General features: G+C 67.6%; 20 protein-coding genes. All 20 read right to left on the reverse strand.

The genetic code is table 11. From position 1 onward, the window contains the following. Positions 1-15: 15 nt before the first annotated feature. Positions 16-288, reverse strand: coding sequence for a hypothetical protein (locus GXN78_RS01075; RefSeq protein WP_106554130.1), 273 nt, complete (start codon positions 286-288; stop codon positions 16-18). Beyond that, positions 285-650, reverse strand: coding sequence for a hypothetical protein (locus GXN78_RS01080; RefSeq protein WP_106554129.1), 366 nt, complete (start codon positions 648-650; stop codon positions 285-287). Before GXN78_RS01080 ends, GXN78_RS01075 begins: the two co-directional genes overlap by 4 nt. Next, complete coding sequence (locus GXN78_RS01085; protein WP_106554128.1) at positions 647-889, reverse strand: hypothetical protein; 243 nt, start codon at positions 887-889, stop codon at positions 647-649. Before GXN78_RS01085 ends, GXN78_RS01080 begins: the two co-directional genes overlap by 4 nt. Positions 890-905: 16 nt before the next feature. Beyond that, positions 906-1,469, reverse strand: coding sequence for a lysozyme (locus GXN78_RS01090; RefSeq protein WP_106554127.1), 564 nt, complete (start codon positions 1,467-1,469; stop codon positions 906-908). A gap of 7 nt (positions 1,470-1,476) precedes the next feature. Further along, entirely contained in the window at positions 1,477-1,953 is a 477-nt protein-coding gene (locus GXN78_RS01095; RefSeq protein ID WP_106554126.1) for a hypothetical protein, read from the reverse strand. Continuing rightward, entirely contained in the window at positions 1,950-2,471 is a 522-nt protein-coding gene (locus GXN78_RS01100; RefSeq protein WP_106554125.1) for a hypothetical protein, read from the reverse strand. Before GXN78_RS01100 ends, GXN78_RS01095 begins: the two co-directional genes overlap by 4 nt. Then, complete coding sequence (locus GXN78_RS01105) at positions 2,468-2,728, reverse strand: hypothetical protein (protein WP_106554124.1); 261 nt, start codon at positions 2,726-2,728, stop codon at positions 2,468-2,470. The genes GXN78_RS01100 and GXN78_RS01105 overlap by 4 nt, the downstream gene beginning before the upstream one ends. Before the next feature lie 44 nt (positions 2,729-2,772). Further along, positions 2,773-3,612, reverse strand: coding sequence for a glycine-rich domain-containing protein (locus GXN78_RS01110; protein WP_146162952.1), 840 nt, complete (start codon positions 3,610-3,612; stop codon positions 2,773-2,775). Then, positions 3,609-5,180, reverse strand: a complete 1,572-nt coding sequence (locus tag GXN78_RS01115; RefSeq protein WP_106554123.1) for a hypothetical protein — start codon at positions 5,178-5,180, stop codon at positions 3,609-3,611. The genes GXN78_RS01110 and GXN78_RS01115 overlap by 4 nt, the downstream gene beginning before the upstream one ends. A gap of 3 nt (positions 5,181-5,183) precedes the next feature. Then, positions 5,184-5,786 carry a hypothetical protein gene (locus GXN78_RS01120; protein ID WP_106554122.1) on the reverse strand — a complete coding sequence of 201 codons (603 nt, stop codon included), beginning with the start codon at positions 5,784-5,786 and terminating at the stop codon, positions 5,184-5,186. A gap of 73 nt (positions 5,787-5,859) precedes the next feature. Next, positions 5,860-6,897, reverse strand: a complete 1,038-nt coding sequence (locus GXN78_RS01125; protein WP_106554121.1) for a hypothetical protein — start codon at positions 6,895-6,897, stop codon at positions 5,860-5,862. 2 nt (positions 6,898-6,899) lie between these two features. Further along, positions 6,900-8,747, reverse strand: coding sequence for a hypothetical protein (locus tag GXN78_RS01130; RefSeq protein WP_106554120.1), 1,848 nt, complete (start codon positions 8,745-8,747; stop codon positions 6,900-6,902). Continuing rightward, a complete protein-coding gene (locus GXN78_RS01135) occupies positions 8,744-10,564 on the reverse strand; it encodes a hypothetical protein (protein WP_106554119.1) in 1,821 nt (606 codons plus the stop codon). The genes GXN78_RS01130 and GXN78_RS01135 overlap by 4 nt, the downstream gene beginning before the upstream one ends. Continuing rightward, complete coding sequence (locus tag GXN78_RS01140) at positions 10,561-11,478, reverse strand: hypothetical protein (protein ID WP_106554118.1); 918 nt, start codon at positions 11,476-11,478, stop codon at positions 10,561-10,563. Before GXN78_RS01140 ends, GXN78_RS01135 begins: the two co-directional genes overlap by 4 nt. Positions 11,479-11,481: 3 nt before the next feature. Next, positions 11,482-11,919 carry a hypothetical protein gene (locus tag GXN78_RS01145; protein WP_106554117.1) on the reverse strand — a complete coding sequence of 146 codons (438 nt, stop codon included), beginning with the start codon at positions 11,917-11,919 and terminating at the stop codon, positions 11,482-11,484. Between the two features lie 11 nt (positions 11,920-11,930). After that, on the reverse strand, positions 11,931-12,431 hold the full coding sequence (locus GXN78_RS01150; RefSeq protein ID WP_106554116.1) for a hypothetical protein: 501 nt from the start codon (positions 12,429-12,431) through the stop codon (positions 11,931-11,933). Continuing rightward, on the reverse strand, positions 12,428-13,681 hold the full coding sequence (locus GXN78_RS01155; protein ID WP_106554115.1) for a hypothetical protein: 1,254 nt from the start codon (positions 13,679-13,681) through the stop codon (positions 12,428-12,430). Before GXN78_RS01155 ends, GXN78_RS01150 begins: the two co-directional genes overlap by 4 nt. A gap of 4 nt (positions 13,682-13,685) precedes the next feature. Beyond that, positions 13,686-14,351 (reverse strand): DUF6682 family protein, encoded by a 666-nt coding sequence (locus GXN78_RS01160; RefSeq protein WP_106554114.1) that lies wholly within the window; start codon positions 14,349-14,351, stop codon positions 13,686-13,688. Continuing rightward, a complete protein-coding gene (locus GXN78_RS01165; protein WP_106554113.1) occupies positions 14,351-15,115 on the reverse strand; it encodes a RyR domain-containing protein in 765 nt (254 codons plus the stop codon). The genes GXN78_RS01160 and GXN78_RS01165 overlap by 1 nt, the downstream gene beginning before the upstream one ends. Before the next feature lie 74 nt (positions 15,116-15,189). Then, positions 15,190-15,663 carry a hypothetical protein gene (locus GXN78_RS01170; RefSeq protein ID WP_106554112.1) on the reverse strand — a complete coding sequence of 158 codons (474 nt, stop codon included), beginning with the start codon at positions 15,661-15,663 and terminating at the stop codon, positions 15,190-15,192. Between the last annotated feature and the right edge of the window lie 21 nt (positions 15,664-15,684).

Genomic DNA, 15,684 nt, shown 5'->3' on the forward strand with positions numbered 1-15,684 from the left:
CCTTGGTGGGGGGCCTCAGGGCTTGGCGATAGGAGCGATGCACTCATCGAGCGCAGCGACCAGCTTCTCTTCGTAGCCGTCGCGCTGCAGCCGTTCTGCGCGTGCGGCGCGCACGTACTGATCGACGTCCGACCCCTTGCGAAGGGCCTCGGTCGCGAAGACCGGCCGCTCGGGCTTCTGCGCCTTGCACTCCACGCCCACGGCTGTCTTCACGGTGAAGGCACCGCCGGTGGCGCTGCAACCCACCAGGGTCGACGCGGCCAGGATCACCAAGGCGAGGCGTTTCATGGCGCTCTCCCTGCGAGCTCTTCGTCGACCTCGGCCTGCGCGCTGGCGCACACGTTGCCCGGCACCTTCGGCGGCGAGGTCAGGATGCCCTGAGCTAGCTTCTGCCAGCTGGCCGCCTTCTTCTCGGCGGCCTGGCGCGCGGCCTCGCCCTGGTCGTGGCGCTTGTTCGACAACTCGGCCAGCGCCTCGGTCGCGTCGCTGCAGGCGGTGGCCGCGCCGCGCGCGCTGTCACGATCGGCAATGGCCTGCGTCTTCGCATCGCGGGCCTTCAGGTAGGCCTTGGTCAGCCCGATGTTCGTCAGCGCGCTCAGCCCCAGCAGGATGCCTAGGCCGATGATGAGCCACTTCGTGACCGGGATCATTGCTCGAGCTCCGCGGGCCGCGAGCAGACGTGGCACGTGACGCGAGACGGCAAGCCGCGAAAGACGTTGTTGCAGGCCGTGCAGGTGTTGAGGCTCAGGCCGCCCGGCTTGTCCGCATCCTGCGGGTGGTCGTACGGCGTGGGGTGCGCCACCGCTTCCGCCAGGAAGTACGGCAGGGGCACGCCGGGATGCATCGAGGTGATCACCACCAGCCCCAGGGGCGCCACCACATCGCCCACCAGATCGAGCTGTAGATCATGAGCTCACCGCCTTGCCGATCGCGATGGCCACCAGGCCGCTTTCGCCGTCGAACAAGGCGCGCTCGGCGGCGCGGCGTCGCTTCAGGCCCAGCATCACCTTGCCGCCCGCCTTGTTCCAGACCAGGAACTGGGCCGATGCGGTAGCAATGTCGCCGAGATTGAACCTTCGCAGCAGCGTGGAACTGCGGAAGTTCGGCAGTCCGATGTTGTAGGCCAGGCAAACGAGCGCATCGAACTGGCGCTGCGTCATCTCCTGCTGCACGCAATCGAGCACGCCCGGCTCGAACTCGTGGCCGAGCCGGAGCTCGAAGCGCACGTCTGCCTCCTCCTGGGTGATCTCAAGTCCCGGCACCACGTCGGGCCCGGTGTCGCCCCAGCCGATCGTCCATGGCCTGCCGCTCAGGTGCGCCAGGTCGGGCGGCACGGCAGTGAGCCCGTAGGGATAGATGCCGGCACGGACCAGCGCTGCAAAGAGGGGCGAGCCGGGATCGGGATATGCGCACAGCTTGCACGTCTCGAAGTAGTGCATCACGGCAATGCCATCGGGTCCGGTCTTCATGGTCGCCTCACTTCTCGGAGAGCGGAACAGCCGCGGAACTCGGTGGTTCGATCGGCGCGCCGTCGCGGGCCTTCTGGTTCACGCTGTCGAGCTTGCTGCTGACGATCTGGTCGAGGCGCTTGAAGATCGAGGCCCGCGACCAGCCGGCGCCGATGATCACGAGCATGCGGATCTCGCGCGTGATCAGGTCCGGATACTTCGAGGCGATGGCGATCAGCAGCAGGTACGCCAGGGCCCCGGCCATCAGCGCGACCACCAGGTCCTTCCGCGATTCCTTGAGGATGCTATAGACCACGCGGTTGTCGTTGGCCAGCGTGAAGATGGTGCGCAGCGCGCCGCCGAGCAGGCCAGCGATGGCGCCCCACATAAGCGACTCATAGTCGAACCCGAGCAGGTCCTGGGTGAAGGTCGCAGCGTAGACGACGCGCGTCGCGCACAGGCACCAGAGTGCCATCAGGATGTGAACGAGGGCTTTGTGCTTCATGGGAAGAGCTTTTCCGCGAGGTTGCGCAGCTGCTGCGCGTTGAGCGACATGCCGAAGATGCCGGCGATGACCAGTGCTCCCAGGCCACTGCAGATGTAGAGGAGCGTCAGCGGCCCGGCGTCGAGCGGCCTGGCCAGCGCCGAGAGGTAGAACCACAGCACGGCCGTGCCCATCGCTGCGAAGCACGCCATCTTCCGAGGCAGGCGATGCGCCAGGAGGCGCGGCAGGAAGAGAAGCGAGACGACGTGCGGCAGCGTTGCCAGTGCGGCGGAAGCGAACAGCACCGCCACCAGCCACGATGCATGCGTCATGGCGGCAACTCGATGCAGCGTCGAGGTCTCGATCGCGAGGATGTAGATAGTCCCCTGCAGCAGGTTGCCCATGAAGAAGCCCGTCAGCATCAGAGTGAGCATGCGGACCTCGATCCGATCCTGCTCGATCGGGCTCGGGATCTTCGCGACGGCCAAGGTCTCGACGAGCTCGTCGCGATGCCCAGCCTCGGGGAAAGTGGCGTTCATGGGACGTTCCTCGAGTCTTCGCCGACGTCCAACAGGACCTCGCCGGCCGGCGCCAGGTTGAACTGCTTGATGAGCCGCGCCGCGATGCCCGCCAAGCCGATGAGGAAGAGCAGCACGCCGAGCATCCAGTCGGGCAGCAACCACGACAGGAACGGCATGAAGGTCTGCACCACGCCCATCGCGCTGATGAACATGAAGACCCAGTTGCTGTACATGCGCCACCAGGCGCTGGCGTTCTCGACGAGTTGGATGTTCATGGTGGGCTTCCGGGATGTGGTCTTGATCAGCTGAGGGCGCGGCGTCAGAAAGTGATGGAGCCCGATCCGACCCACACGTAGGTGCGGTAGCCGCCCGAGACCGTGATCGCCGGGCTGCCGGTGGTGGCAGCCGCCGCCGCGTAGCTGTCTGGGTAGCGGATCACTACGGTGCCCGACCCACCACTAGCGCCTGTCGTGTTGTATCCACCACCGCCACCGCCGCCAGTGTTCGCGGTGCCGTTGCTAGGGGGCGAATTTCCGCCGCCGTTGCCGGTTGCGCCTTGCCCGGCGCCGTGCGTCGCTAGGCCGCGCGTTGTGTTGCCACCTCCGCCACCGCCGCCCGAGTAACCGACAGAAGACCCGGAAAGCGAGTTTGATAGTCCTGCACCGCCATCGCCACCCGTAAGCGCCGCGCCTGCTGCGCCGGCTGTCGATGCACCGCCACCGCCGCCGAATCCGGACGCGCCCGACGCCTGTGCGGCGCCGCCATTGCTGCCCTGCCCGCCTGTGCCTGTACCTGCCGCCCCGGTGTTGTACGGCGACGTAGCCGAGCTTCCGGCGCCCCCACCGGAACCACCGTTTAAGCCGTCTTGGATCGTGTCCGAGAAACCGCCGCCGCCGCCGCCGCCGATCGCGGTGATTGAACTAAAAACGGAATTGCCGCCGGAAGACCCTTGCGACCCTGCGCCGGAACCGCCAGAGCCGCCGCCGCCGACGGTCACGGTGATTGGCGAGCCCGGAGTTACGGCAAAACCAGAGGCCGTCAGAAACCCGCCGCCGCCGCCGCCGCCGCCCGAACCGCCGCCGCCGCCGCCGGCGACTACGAGGTAATCGACCGGAATCGAAGAGGCCGGGGCGCCAAACCGGTAGGGGTTCAGCATCATGTGGGGTACCCGATCAGGTAGACCTTCAACCCGGCGCCGGCGATCGTGGAGCCGATCGCGTCGATGTCGATGGTGATCTCCGCATCGTCAGCGAGAGAGGCGTCGCTGATCACTGCAGGGGTCGCGGCCGTGGTGCTGGTCTTCTCAGTGGCGTCGATCGTCAGCTTCGTCGAAAGGATGGTCGTTCCGGCTTCGTTGATGTCCACCGTCAAGACCGATCCTGTCGGCGCAGTGGTCGCGCTGGACCGCACGCCGGTCAACGTGAATGCGAACGGCATCCTGAAGGTGACTTTGGCAGTGCCGGTCGTCAATGCGGTCGTCTCGTCGCTACAAGCGATTGCGATGCACTGGAGCGCCCCACCCCATTCAGCAGCCGTTGCGCCGCTGTTCATGCGCAGCAGCTGGTAGGCAGTTCCCTTCGCGAGACGCGCTGCCGCACCAGATGCACCGCCTACGATCAAGTCGCCGGCCGTCGTCATCGGGTTGACGAACGTGCTGTACAGCGTGTCGAAGTAGGTCTTGAGCGTAGCCTTGATGTTGGCCCACGTCACCTTCTTCAGCACGTTGCTCGCCGCGCTGTCGGCCAGCGGCATCACATCGGCGTCGACTGGCGTGGTCTTGCCGGTGGCTGCCACCGTACCTGGCGCAATGACCGTGATGTCGGCCGTGCCGTTGAAGGCCTGGCCGTCGATATTGCGCGAGGTCGCGAGTGCGGTCGCCGTGCCGGCGTTGCCCGTGACGCTGGTCTGGTCGCCGGTGTTCGAGCCGCTCAGCGTCAGGCCGCTGTCCTTGAGCAGCTTGCCGGTCGTGCCGTCGAAGAGCGCCACCCGGTTGTTGACCGAGGAGGCTGGGCCGACGACGTCACCGCTACCGCCGCCCGCCGGCGCGTTGAAAGTACCGTCAGCGCGCAGGAAGTTCGTGGTGCCACCAGGGAAGCCGACCAGGTCGTTCACGTCGCCGGAGGTCGCGACAGCGGCGAGGTCGCCCGGCTGCACCGCGCTGTCGGCCTTCACGCCCTGGGCCGCCGTAGCGTAGGCTGCCGCGGCGGTCGTAGCAGCAGTGCCGAGGCCGAGCGTCGTGCGCGCGGCGGCCGCGTCGGCATCGTCAACCAGCGTCAGGCCGAACGCGCTGATCTGCGAGTCGTCGACCTTGGCATCGAGCGCCGCCTGCAGGCCGCTGACCGTGCCGATCGCCTGGCTTCCGGTGTGCGTCGCCCGATCGCGCAGCTGGGCGTCCGTGGCGTTTGCCGTGGCTCCAGCAGCGATGCCGTCGAGCTTCGTCTTGTCCGCGCCGGTCATGAAGCCGGCTGCGCCGGCCGCCACCGCATTCGCGTGGGCCGTGCCGCCGGCACCGACGTGCGAGGCTGGCGCGCGGGAGGTGTCGACCGGGTGCACGTGGTCGCTGCGCGATGCCTCCTCGGCCACGCCGGGGCCGGCCGTGCCGTTCATCAGCGGCGTGGCATCCGAGAGGTCGCCACTTCCGCCGCCGCCTGGCCCGCGCGGGCCCGTCTCGCCGACGGTGACGACGGTGAACTCTTCCGGGCTCTCGACAACGACGATATCGTCCATGGCTCAGTCCGTTGTCACTTCGGGTTGCACGGTCACCGTGCCGGAGAGCAGCGTCTTCACCACGCCGGTCGAGCTCACCATCTCAAGGTCGAAGACGCCGTAGGTCCAATCGAGCGCCGCGGTGTCGGCGGCGCTGACGTCCAGCGTGATCTTGAAGCCCGTCGCGTCGATGACGATGCCGCCGGCCGTGGTGTCCAGGCGCAGCAGCTCGGTGCCGCCGACCCGATCCTTCACCGACATGCGCGCCGTGTAGCCCGTGAGCGGTACCGGCGTGTTGTAGCGGAGGTAGCCGCCGCTCTTGTAGGCCGAGAAGCCCGCGGAGTTGATGCCGTCGAACTGCACCGTGTCGGCGGTCAGCACCTTGGCCTTGAAGTAGTCGCGGCTGCGCGGCGGGTCGTTCTGCGCGTTGATCTGCCGCATGCCCACCACCGAGACGATGGCCACGCGCCAGCCCTCGGGAATGTCGTGGTCCACGCACGTGACGACCGTCGGCGCGGCCTTCGGGATTCCAGTGATAGGTTTGTAGACCACCGGGCCCGACTCCCAGCGCAGGATGCGCGAGAAAGTCGAGCCCTTGCGGATCACGAGATTGGTGGGGGACGCCATGGGCCGAGATGGTGTCGGCCCCCTGCCCGCCCGCCAAACCTTGGTGGGGGGCTGGCGCGAGCCCCGCCAGGGTTCAGCTGGAGGTCGAATCCGACCCGCTGATGCCAGCAGAGGCGTTGATGCCGTTCAGCGAGGCCGCGGCAGCCGAGGCGACCATCTGGGCGTTTGACAGCGCCGCGCGCGCCCGGTCCTCGATCGCCTGGCTCTTCGCCCGCAGGTTCGCCTCCTGGCCGCGCAGCTTGATGTCCGCGTCCTGGATGGCCAGGCGCACGCGCGGCTCCAGCGCTGCTGTTTCCGCGCTGTAGAGCGCCACCAGGCTGCGCGCGAGGTCGGTGCGCAGGCCCACCATCGAGGTCGCCAGCTGCATCGCCGTCTGCGGCCCGAGGACCAGCGTGCGGATGTAGTCGCCGGCCGCGGCAATCGCCTTCATGCGCAGGTCGATCGCGTGGGTGACGGCGAAGCGCGTGTTCTCCAGTTCGGCGCGGAAGGCCTCGATGCTGATGTCCCGGCTCTGCTCGGCCAGCTTGTCGCGGCGGTCCTGGTCGATCAGCTTGACCTGATGCACCAGCGCGCCGGGCGGCAAGGGGAAGCCGCGATTGGCGAAGCCCTGCAGCGCGTCGTTGGTCGCCCGGTCGGCCTCGATGCCCAGACGCGAGCGGGCGCGCTCCCACAGCTGCTGCTCGACACCCACGTTGATGCCGGTACCGCCGTCGACGATGGCGCGCTCCAGCCAGGCGAGCGCCGCAGTGTAGTACGGCCCGTCGGGGAAGTAGGTGTTCAGGAAATCGACGTAGCCGCCCTGGATGAGCGCATCGATCTCCAGCCGTGCATCGTCGTAGATGGCCTTCGCGTCGGCCGGGTTGTTCTCCGGCAACTCCGGCTTCAGCGCTGGCAGGTAGGTGGTGTCGAGCACTGGCGCTGTGAGCTGCGGCGCGGGGTCGGCAATGTTGATCGCGTCATCGCTCAGCACGAAGGCGCGGTTCAGCAGGCTGATGCCGTTCGCCCAGTTCGCATTGATGATCTGCGAGACGATCGTCGGCGCGCCGGCGCCGCCGGTGACCGGATCCGGTACCGAAACGATGCCGCCGGGTGGGATGGGTGCTGTTGCCATGGTCAGGTCTTTCGCGACAGGGTTGCGACCGAGAATTCGAGGCTGTCGATCTCGAAGTCCTCACCGTTCTGGTTGTAGAAGACGGGTGTCAGGTAGTTGGCCTTCAGGCCCTTGCCGAGCTTGAAGCGGTGCTGCTTGAGCTTCTCGCTGTAGCTCTGCGCGACGTACAGGTACTCGTCGCCGTCCTCGCCGGCCGCGATCTTGAGCGCCATGCAGCCTTCGGACGCGGCCCCGATGAAAGCCTCGGAGATGGTCTTCTCCTGCGGGCTTCCGAAGTCCAGCGTGCCTGGGCAGATCGCTGCTTGGATGGGCGCGCCGGCATCGTCGTCGCCGCCGAGCAGGAACAGGCCATCGAGCTTGGCGCCGTAGTACCGATCGCCGATGCGCGCGAAGCTGTTGAAGGGGTAGCCCGCGTAGGTGGTGCTGCCGAAGCCGTCGAGGTTGACCGCGTGCACCTCCAGGTCGGCCCCCGGGGCCGTCATCACGACATCGATCAGGAACGAGTCGCGCACGTCGACGATGTCGACCTCCGTGGTGGCGAAGGCCACGTCGAACCCGAAGTCGTCCAGGACCTGCACGGTCTCGACCAGCGTGGTGGCGATCTCGACGTCGACCTCGATCACATCCCGCACTTCGATCGTCTCCACCTTGGCGACGGTCATCGCGAAATCGAAGGTCACCGTCTCCAGCATGAAGGCCATGCTGGGGTCTTCGTTGTAGCTCGACGCGTTCAACGGCTTCAGCGTCGCGAAGCTGCCGCCATATGGGCGATCGGCGGCCAGCCCGAGCAGGGGCTTCAGGGTGGCGGTGCTGGTTCCCGTTTCCCCCACCAGCAGCAGCGAGGCGGCCACCATGCCCGACAGCTGCGCGTAGGACGACGAGTTCGGCAGGACGATCACCGTCCCACCGTAGGAGTCGGCGTCGATCGGCGAGAGCGTCGCCTCCGACCCGCCGTGACCGGCCAGCTCGCCGGAGAACGCGCGCAGGCCACCGAGCAGCGCCGTGCTGGTGTTGCGCATGCTCGTGGCTGCCGTCAGAGGCGACATCGATGCGAACGACACGGCCTTGTCGCCCTCCCCGCCGAACGCGGCCAGGGGCGTGAGCACCGCCGACGACGATCCGAACTGCTGCTCGTCGAGCGTCGGCTCGTCGACCGCGTCGCCGGCGCCATAGAGCACTGCCGACAGGTACAGCGGCTCGCCAGGCGTCACGAGGCTGGGGTCGGTGCCGATCTCCGAGCCATCGTTCGTGAAGCTGAGCGTCGAGCTCCGGAGCTGGATGCCGAGCACGTCCGCCGCGTCGTAGCTCCCGAGCGAGGCCCCGGTGCGGAGGTTGCGCACGGTGCCGCCCGACAGCAGCAAGCCATTGCGGATGTGGCCGTAGCCGTGTGTCGGGTTCGGCACCGCGGAGAAGCCGATGGCCACGCCGGAGACGCCCGGCAAGGCCTTGAAGGTCGCCAGCCCGCCGCCGTGGATCGCGGCAATCGAGTGCGCGAACGACGTCCAGCCGAGCGGCGGCACGTCCATACGCGTGGCACCGGAGCCCAGTACCTCTGGCGTGGCAGGATGGTGCACCAGCTGCGTCGTGTAGTAGGTGGTCCCGAAGCCGGTGACGCTGCCAGCGCCATTGCCGGTCCAACGTGGAACCCCGCGCTGAACCACCGTGCCATCTTCCAGCGTGGTCGGCACCAGCACGTAGACCCAGCCCGGCGCGAGGCCACCGTCGGGCGTGAAGTTCTGGCTGCCTGACACCAGCACCGTCTCGTAGCTGTCGTAGGCCGGGCGCGCCGGCTGGTACGCAACCGCGGGCGTGGTGTAAGAGTAGCCGGAGCGCTTGAGCGTGTTAGTCATGGTGTCGCCGGTTTCTCGAATTCAGGGTAGCCGGGCCGCACCAGCGGCTTGAAGCGGCTGTTGGCCTGCTTGTTGCCCACGTACACCGGGCCCGGCATGTAGCCGGGGGGCGGAAAGGTGCCGAACGGCGCGGCCAGGGACGTGTCTGCCAGGCGGTTGGTCGCCACCTTCTTGAAGCTCGAGAACGTCGCGTCGGTGCGGTACACGTTCTGGACCCACTGGTAGCCGTCGACGGGCGGGACGAGAGGCACCAAGCCCTCGATGTAGAGCGCGCCGTTGCTCTCCGGGGTCAGCGGCTTGGCCACGGCAACCTTGGGGATGCTGAAACTGGTCTGACCCGAGGGGTTGAACGGCTGCGGGTTACGGCTGATGGCATCGTCCGGCACCAGATCGGAGAGCGCCCAGGTCGCGCCGTAGTCCGTGGTCCACAGGAAGCGAACCGCGTTCTCGTCGAAGTCGGCATAGTCGCCGCTCGCGTTGGTCCACTGGCCCACGCTCATGAAGAAGCTGCCGGGCCCGGCGGACATCGGCGCGCCGCCCAGCCCAAGGCGCGCGAACTCGACCGCAGGGTGCAGCCCGCTGAAGTCGATGCCTGCGGTACCGCCCGCCTCGCGGCCGAGACGGATGCCCGGGCTGGCGTCGAGCGGCCACGGCACGTTCTCGTAGTTTGCGCCGGTCTCGTCGCTGAGGAAGAATCGCCAGCAGGTCAGGTCGCCGAGGTAGGGCTGTGCGGCCGCGACCTCCGCATTCGTCCAGGTCCGGCCCTCCTCCTTCGAGCACAGCAGCACGAGCGCGATGCGACCCTCGCCGATGGGCGACATGCAGGCCCGATCGCTGGCGCTGAGATTCACGTGGTTCCAGCGGTCATCGCCTGCGCCGTTGAGGTAGTGGAAGATCCAATCCTGCAGTTCGGGCAGGTTCTGAGTGCTCCAGGTCGCGCCGTGGTCAGTCGTCACCTTCAGGCCCACCGCATTGGTCACCACCGCGGCCTCGGGCTGCAGCCGCAGCATCGCGACCTTGCCATGGCCAACCGTCCACGGCCAGAAGATGCGGGTGTTGGTCGGGTTGAGCGTCTCCACCACCGATTCGCTGACCGTGCGCGTGGCCGTGCTGCCGTAGTAGCAGCGCGCCTCGGGCGCCGCGAGCTCACCGCTGCTCTCGGGCACGCGCCAGCCCGTCCAGCCGAAGCGGTAGCCCTCGGTCGCCGCATCCCAGCCGCTGGCGAAGGCGCCGCTGGCGTTGATGGTCAGCCAGGTCTTGTCGGAGAAGGTGATGTCCTTGCCTGCCGCGTTGTCCGGGCTGAGCGACGGAACTTGCTCGATGACCTCGCGCGGCCGCACCCAGGTCAGGTAGGCGAACAGCCGGCTCGTGTCGTTGCCGAACCAGAAGGGATGCTCGTCGAAGAGGCGGTAGTTCAGGCGCGACAACCGCAGCGCGTAGTCATCGCCGACATAGAGCTGGGCCGGGTACCAGAAGGGCTCTTCGACGAACGGGTACGGGTCCCCGGTGCGCACCTGGAAGCCCCAGGCCTTGGCCCGCGTGCGCTGATTGGGCGCGGTGATCGTCTGGAGGCCGAAGGCGTAGACATTGCCGAGGTAATTGACCTCGAACGCCGTCCAGAGGTACGGGTCATCGAGCCCGGTGGTGGGATCGACCTGGACGTAGAGGAACTCGCCCTTCTTGATCGCCGTCGCGCCCGGCACCTTCTTGCGCAGGAAGGCGACCTCGATGTTGTCCAACTCGCCGGCCTTCGCGCGCCCAAGCCCGCTGAACCCGCCGCGGTTCTTTGGGAACTTGAAGGGGTCGCGGATGGTCATGGCGTCTCATAGGTGTTCACGAAGCCAGTCCAGAAGGGCAGAGCCGGCGGCAGCGTGCCTCCAGGGCCGAACGCATTGAGTCCACCGGACGCGGCGGCCACGAAAATGCCGGCGCCATATGCCATCGACTTCCAGTTGCCAGCCGGCATGACGTCATCGTCGAAAGTGGAGAAGTCGGCCGTGGAGTAAGACGCCTCCCCAGGCACACCCGTGTCGTCGTCGGCGAAGGCCACCGTGCCGCCGCCAGCTGCGCCGCGAGACATCGTGCGGCCATCTGCCGGGCCCATGGGGACAGTGGCCCAAGAGAGGCCATTGGCCGAGCGAGCGAGTTCAGGGCCACTGCGCAGCACGTAGAAGTAGCCGTCGCCGCCGTACAGAAGATCGTCGTTGGACGACGTCGGCAGCGCGGTCTGCTCGGTCCACGTGTCCCCGTCCGGAGAGGTGAAGACCGACCCATCGAAGCAGGTCGCCAGGAAGAGAGAGCCGCTGCAGGCTAGGTGCTTGAAGTTCGAGCCGGTCCCCGTGGGCATGAAGCGCAGTGCCCACGTGGCCCCATCCGTCGACACGTAGGGCACGCGATTTCCGTTGATGATGACGTAGGTGGTCCCGTTCGATGCGAGGCAGCGCGGCTGGTTGTCGAAGCCGCCCAGGGTGGTCCCGGTCTGGGTCCACGTCTCGCCATCCGCCGAATGGATGATGTAGTCAGTGGCGATAGCGACGAACCCAGCCGTCGCGTGCGCGAGCGCCGAAAGCGCTCCCGAGAGCACGACGGGGACGGTGCGCTCGACGAACGTCTCCCCGTCGGTCGAGGTTGCGATCTTGAAGCCGACGAAGACGAACTTCCCGGCCGCGTAAATGCCAGCGACCTCGCTGCCGACTGGCATCCCCGCACCGCTGGCCCACGTGATCGCCATGACTTAGATCGGCAGTGCGACGGCGTGCGAGTCGAGGGTCTGGGTCGCGCCGCTGGTGAGCGTCGAGCTCGTCAGGTTCATGTCGGCGCCGGCGACGGCGACCGTGCCCTGGTAGCGCGGCGCCGTGGTGCTCAGCGCGCCCGTGTCGGCGGTCAGCACGTGGCGGTAGAAGGTCGGCGTGCCGGTGGCGGCATTCACGCCGCTCCAGGTCTCGGCCGCGTTCTTCTCGAGAATGCCACCCGAAGGCGCTGCCTCGAAGGTGATACCACTGACGCCGTTCTTGATCGTCACCAGCAGCGTGGCGGCGCCGATCGATGCATCGGCGTCTGCCGGCACGGTGCCGGCGTAGATGCGGATCTCGCTGCCCGCATCGAAAGTGGCCTTGAGGGAACCGGTGCCGAGCAGGATGTCGCGCAGGCCGGTCGAGGACTTGATGGTCATGAGGGTGCTCCTTAAGAGGCAGAGATGGCCGAGGGGCCGGCGAACACGCGCAGGATGGAGCCCACGTCGTATGTCTTGGGGGAAGGCAGGCGCACCACGCTCAGCAGCGTGCCCGCGGTGCTGCCCTTGGCGGACGCCGAGGACATGGCGACGCAGCGCACGGTCTTCTGCGCGGTGAAGGTCATCTCGGCGAGGCTGGCGGCGTTGCTGACCGAGCCGGCGGCCACCGCGCCCTCTACGAACTCCGGCCGCGTGCTCGGCGTGTAGGCCGTAATCTCGGTGGCCAGGCCCGGCAGCGTGGCGGCCGTGACGTCCTCGTCCGGCGTGTAGTCGGCTTCGTAGATGCTGAGGTACCAGGTCGGCACCTGTGTCACGCTCTTGAAGGCGATGCCGAGCAGGAAGTTCAGGCCCTCGATCGGCACGAGGTTGTGGGCGTGGAACTTGTCGAGGAGGATGCCGCCAGGGCTGCGGACCTCGAAGTCGTAGCGCAGGCCGCGGTGTGGGGTGTTCATAGGTCGGTGTCCTTGACGATGGTTTCGACGGGGAAGAAGGCGTCAGCGGCGGCCGCCGCGGGGCGAGCTGCCTCCTGCCGCGCGGCGAGGATGTGGTGCGCGCCGTCCTGCTCGCGGAAGAGCGTGGCGCCTGCGCGCGCTGCGCCGAACTTGAGCGCGTGCTCCTGCACGTTCGAGGCGTTGCCGCTGGGCGTGCCGATCACCAGGCCGCGCGGTGAAAGCCAGAACGCCTGGGTGACAGCATCGGCGCCATCGGCGGTGCGCACGGATCCGCCGGAGCCCTGCAGGCCGCCGTACGGAAGCACTGCGACCGGAGAGGTGTCGAGCAGGCCGCCGGCCAGCCAGTAGGTGCGGTCCGCGCAGACGAACACGCCGCTTTCGCAGGGCTCGACAACGGTGATCGGCGCAGGGAAAGGGATGTAGCCCTTCGAGGGATTGAACAGGCCGTAGTAGTAGGGCTCGGAGAAGCACAGCAGCCGGCCAGCGGCCACCAGCAGCGAGCCTTTGTAGTGCCGCAACACCTGCCCGGCCGGCATGTCCGCCAGCAGCAGCGAGCGCAGCGTCGGCCCGTTGTTGGCCAGCGTGACGATGTCGCCGGCGTCGGTGAAGGTGGCGTTGAACACAGAGCCGTTGGGCCCGGTCATGTAGACCAAGGTGCCGGCGCCCAGGCCGGTGACGCGGATGCCGCCGTTCTCAGGCACCTCCACGGCGACCGGCACCGTGGATCCGGATTCTCCGAGCGCGCCCACCTCGGTGAAGGCCAGCTGGTACCGGCCCGGCGGCAGTGCCCCGGCGATCAGCGAGACCGAAGGCGAGACGCTCGGGCGCGGCGTGGCCAGCGGCAGTGCGCTCGCGCCGCGCAGGCGGCCGATGCGCCGAGCGTTCGACCAGATGACATCGCCGTCGGGCATGCGCACATAGCTGATGGCGGCCAGCTCCGGCAGATCGTCGAGCACGCTGGTCGGCACCAGGTCATCACCGTCCGGCTGCAAGTGCAGCAGGTCGTTGCCGATCGCGAGGTAGCCCTCGGTCTCATCGCCCCAGACCGAATGCGCGGCGGTACCGGACTGTGCGAGGGTGAAGCCGCGGCGGCGCTTCAGGTAACCGCGGCCCGTGATGTCGATGTTCTCGCCGGCGTAGAGGTAGGTGGCCTTCGAGCGGTCAGGCAGCGTCCGGCCGAGCTGCGTCGGCTCCAGGCGGTTGTTGACGCCTGGGGACATGGAGCCGAGTTTGCCGGTACTCAGGGCCATGGCCTCACCAATACGCCTTGTTGCGGTGCGGGCGGTTCGCTTGCTCGTCCTTCCGCAGATCTGCGTCGGGCCGCAGGCCGAAGTACTGCTCGAAGGCGCTCAGTGCCTTCTGGGCCTTGTCCGGATTGAAGATCTCGGAGTCGGGCTTGCTGTACGCGCGGTGCAGCACCCAGTGCACGAGGAAGCGGTGGTGCGGCCGCCCGATCTCCGGCGTGTCCGCGTCGTCTTCCATCTGCTCGAGCGGCAGCCGGTAGCCTTCGAGCTTCAGCGTGTAGTCCGCGCGCACGATGCACGGCAGGTAGAGGCGCGTGTCTTCCTGGATGAAGAACTCCGGCGTGCAGCGATCGGTGCGCCAGTCCGGCCGGATCCGGTCCATCTCCACGCGATCGGTGGGCATGAGCCTCGTGGCGCAGGTCGATTCCGCGTTGTGCAGGAACGCCGCCGTGATCTCGAACAGCGCCGGGTGCAGCGGGTAGCCGGAAACGCCCTCCTGCACCGCGATCTGGCAGACCTCCGGCGTCGTCTCGTCGAAGAGCAGGCGCTTGCGGATCGCCGCCTCCTCCTCCGCCTCATTGAACCAGCGCGCGAGATCCTCGTCCGCGAAGAGCTGCGGCTTTTCGAGGTCGTCGGCGTCGACTCGGAACGAGCCGATGAGGGCTTCGAGGTCCATCAGGTGCCGAACTGGTCGATGAGCTGGACAACCTGGGCGCGCGTGTCAGCGAGCGACAGGCGCCCGTCGATCTTCATTCGGAACTGCGACATCGCGAGATCCCTCAGCGCAGCCTTGTCCATGTTCTGCACCTGGTCGCGCAGCTCCTGCGAGAGATCGTCCTGGGTCTCGCCAGCCTTGCGCTGCTGCACCACTGTCGAAGCCGCAGCGGGCAACGGCACCTCGATGAACACATCGGCGTGCTTGAGCAGCTGCCTGGCCAGGGCTGCCGTGACGGCCTTGACCTGGTTCTTCGCCCACGAGCCCGAGCCGTAGAGGGTGTCGGCATGCGGATCGCGCCGGCCCACGTACTTCACGCCGACGGCAGCGACAGGCAGGGTCAGCACCGCAGCAGGCGCGCCCTTGGCATCAGGCTCGGCCGGCAGTGCGGCCAGCGCATGCACGACGCCACGGAAGAGGAAGTCCTTCGCGCGCTGATCGGGCGGCAGGTCCTCGTAGGGGACCATGCAGGGATGTTCCTTGGCCTCGAGGTTCTTCACCGGCCCGTGCACCCAGCCGTCGGCGAGCTTCGCCTCGAACCATGCCAGATGCGAGGCCGCAGGCTCCACGTCGGGATTGGCGAGATGCATGTCCACGCCGGCGAGGATGCTTTCGCGCTGGTGGTCAGACGCCGCGGACCATTCCGGCACCGTGTTGTCGCCCATCGACTGGCAGTAGGCCCGGTTCACTTCGTGCGCGACCTGCGCGATCTGCTCTCGATTCATGTTTTGCTCCGGTGGATCAAAAAGGGGGCGGACCGAAGCCCGCCCCCGAACGGGACTTTCCCAAGGAGAGAGGCTTACTGCGGACCGCGGTCTTCACCGTCGATGAAGATGTCGGCGCGGCCCACCGAAGCGTGCGCGGCGACCTCGTTCGTCCAGGTCAGGTACGCATCCTTCGGCAGGGTCACGGGCTTGACCGCAGTGGTCTGGCGCGTGCGCGCGGCGGTGATGGCCACGCTGGCGAAGAAGTAGTCCGGATCCTGCGGAACGGCCGAGTCGTCCACGCCGTCCACGTACTCGAAGCCAATGTCACCGGTGATGGTGGCAGTGAAGGCGTCCGAGATGATGAGCAGCGAGTCGTCCAGGCGAAGGCCGGCCGGCAGCACGCCGAGAATGACCTTGTCCGTTGCACCGATGGCGGCCGTGGAGTTGCCGCCGACGAGTGCGCCAGAGGCGTTGGTCTCCAGCACGAAGTGCCGGCGCGAGAGGTTGCCATAGGGCGTACCGCCGAAAGCGGAGGTGCCCAGGTTCTTTGCAGTGATGATGGCCATGAGAGGCTCCTGAATGAAGTT

It is taken from the genome of Variovorax sp. WS11 (assembly GCF_010499245.1).
Classification (GTDB): Bacteria; Pseudomonadota; Gammaproteobacteria; order Burkholderiales; family Burkholderiaceae_C; genus Variovorax.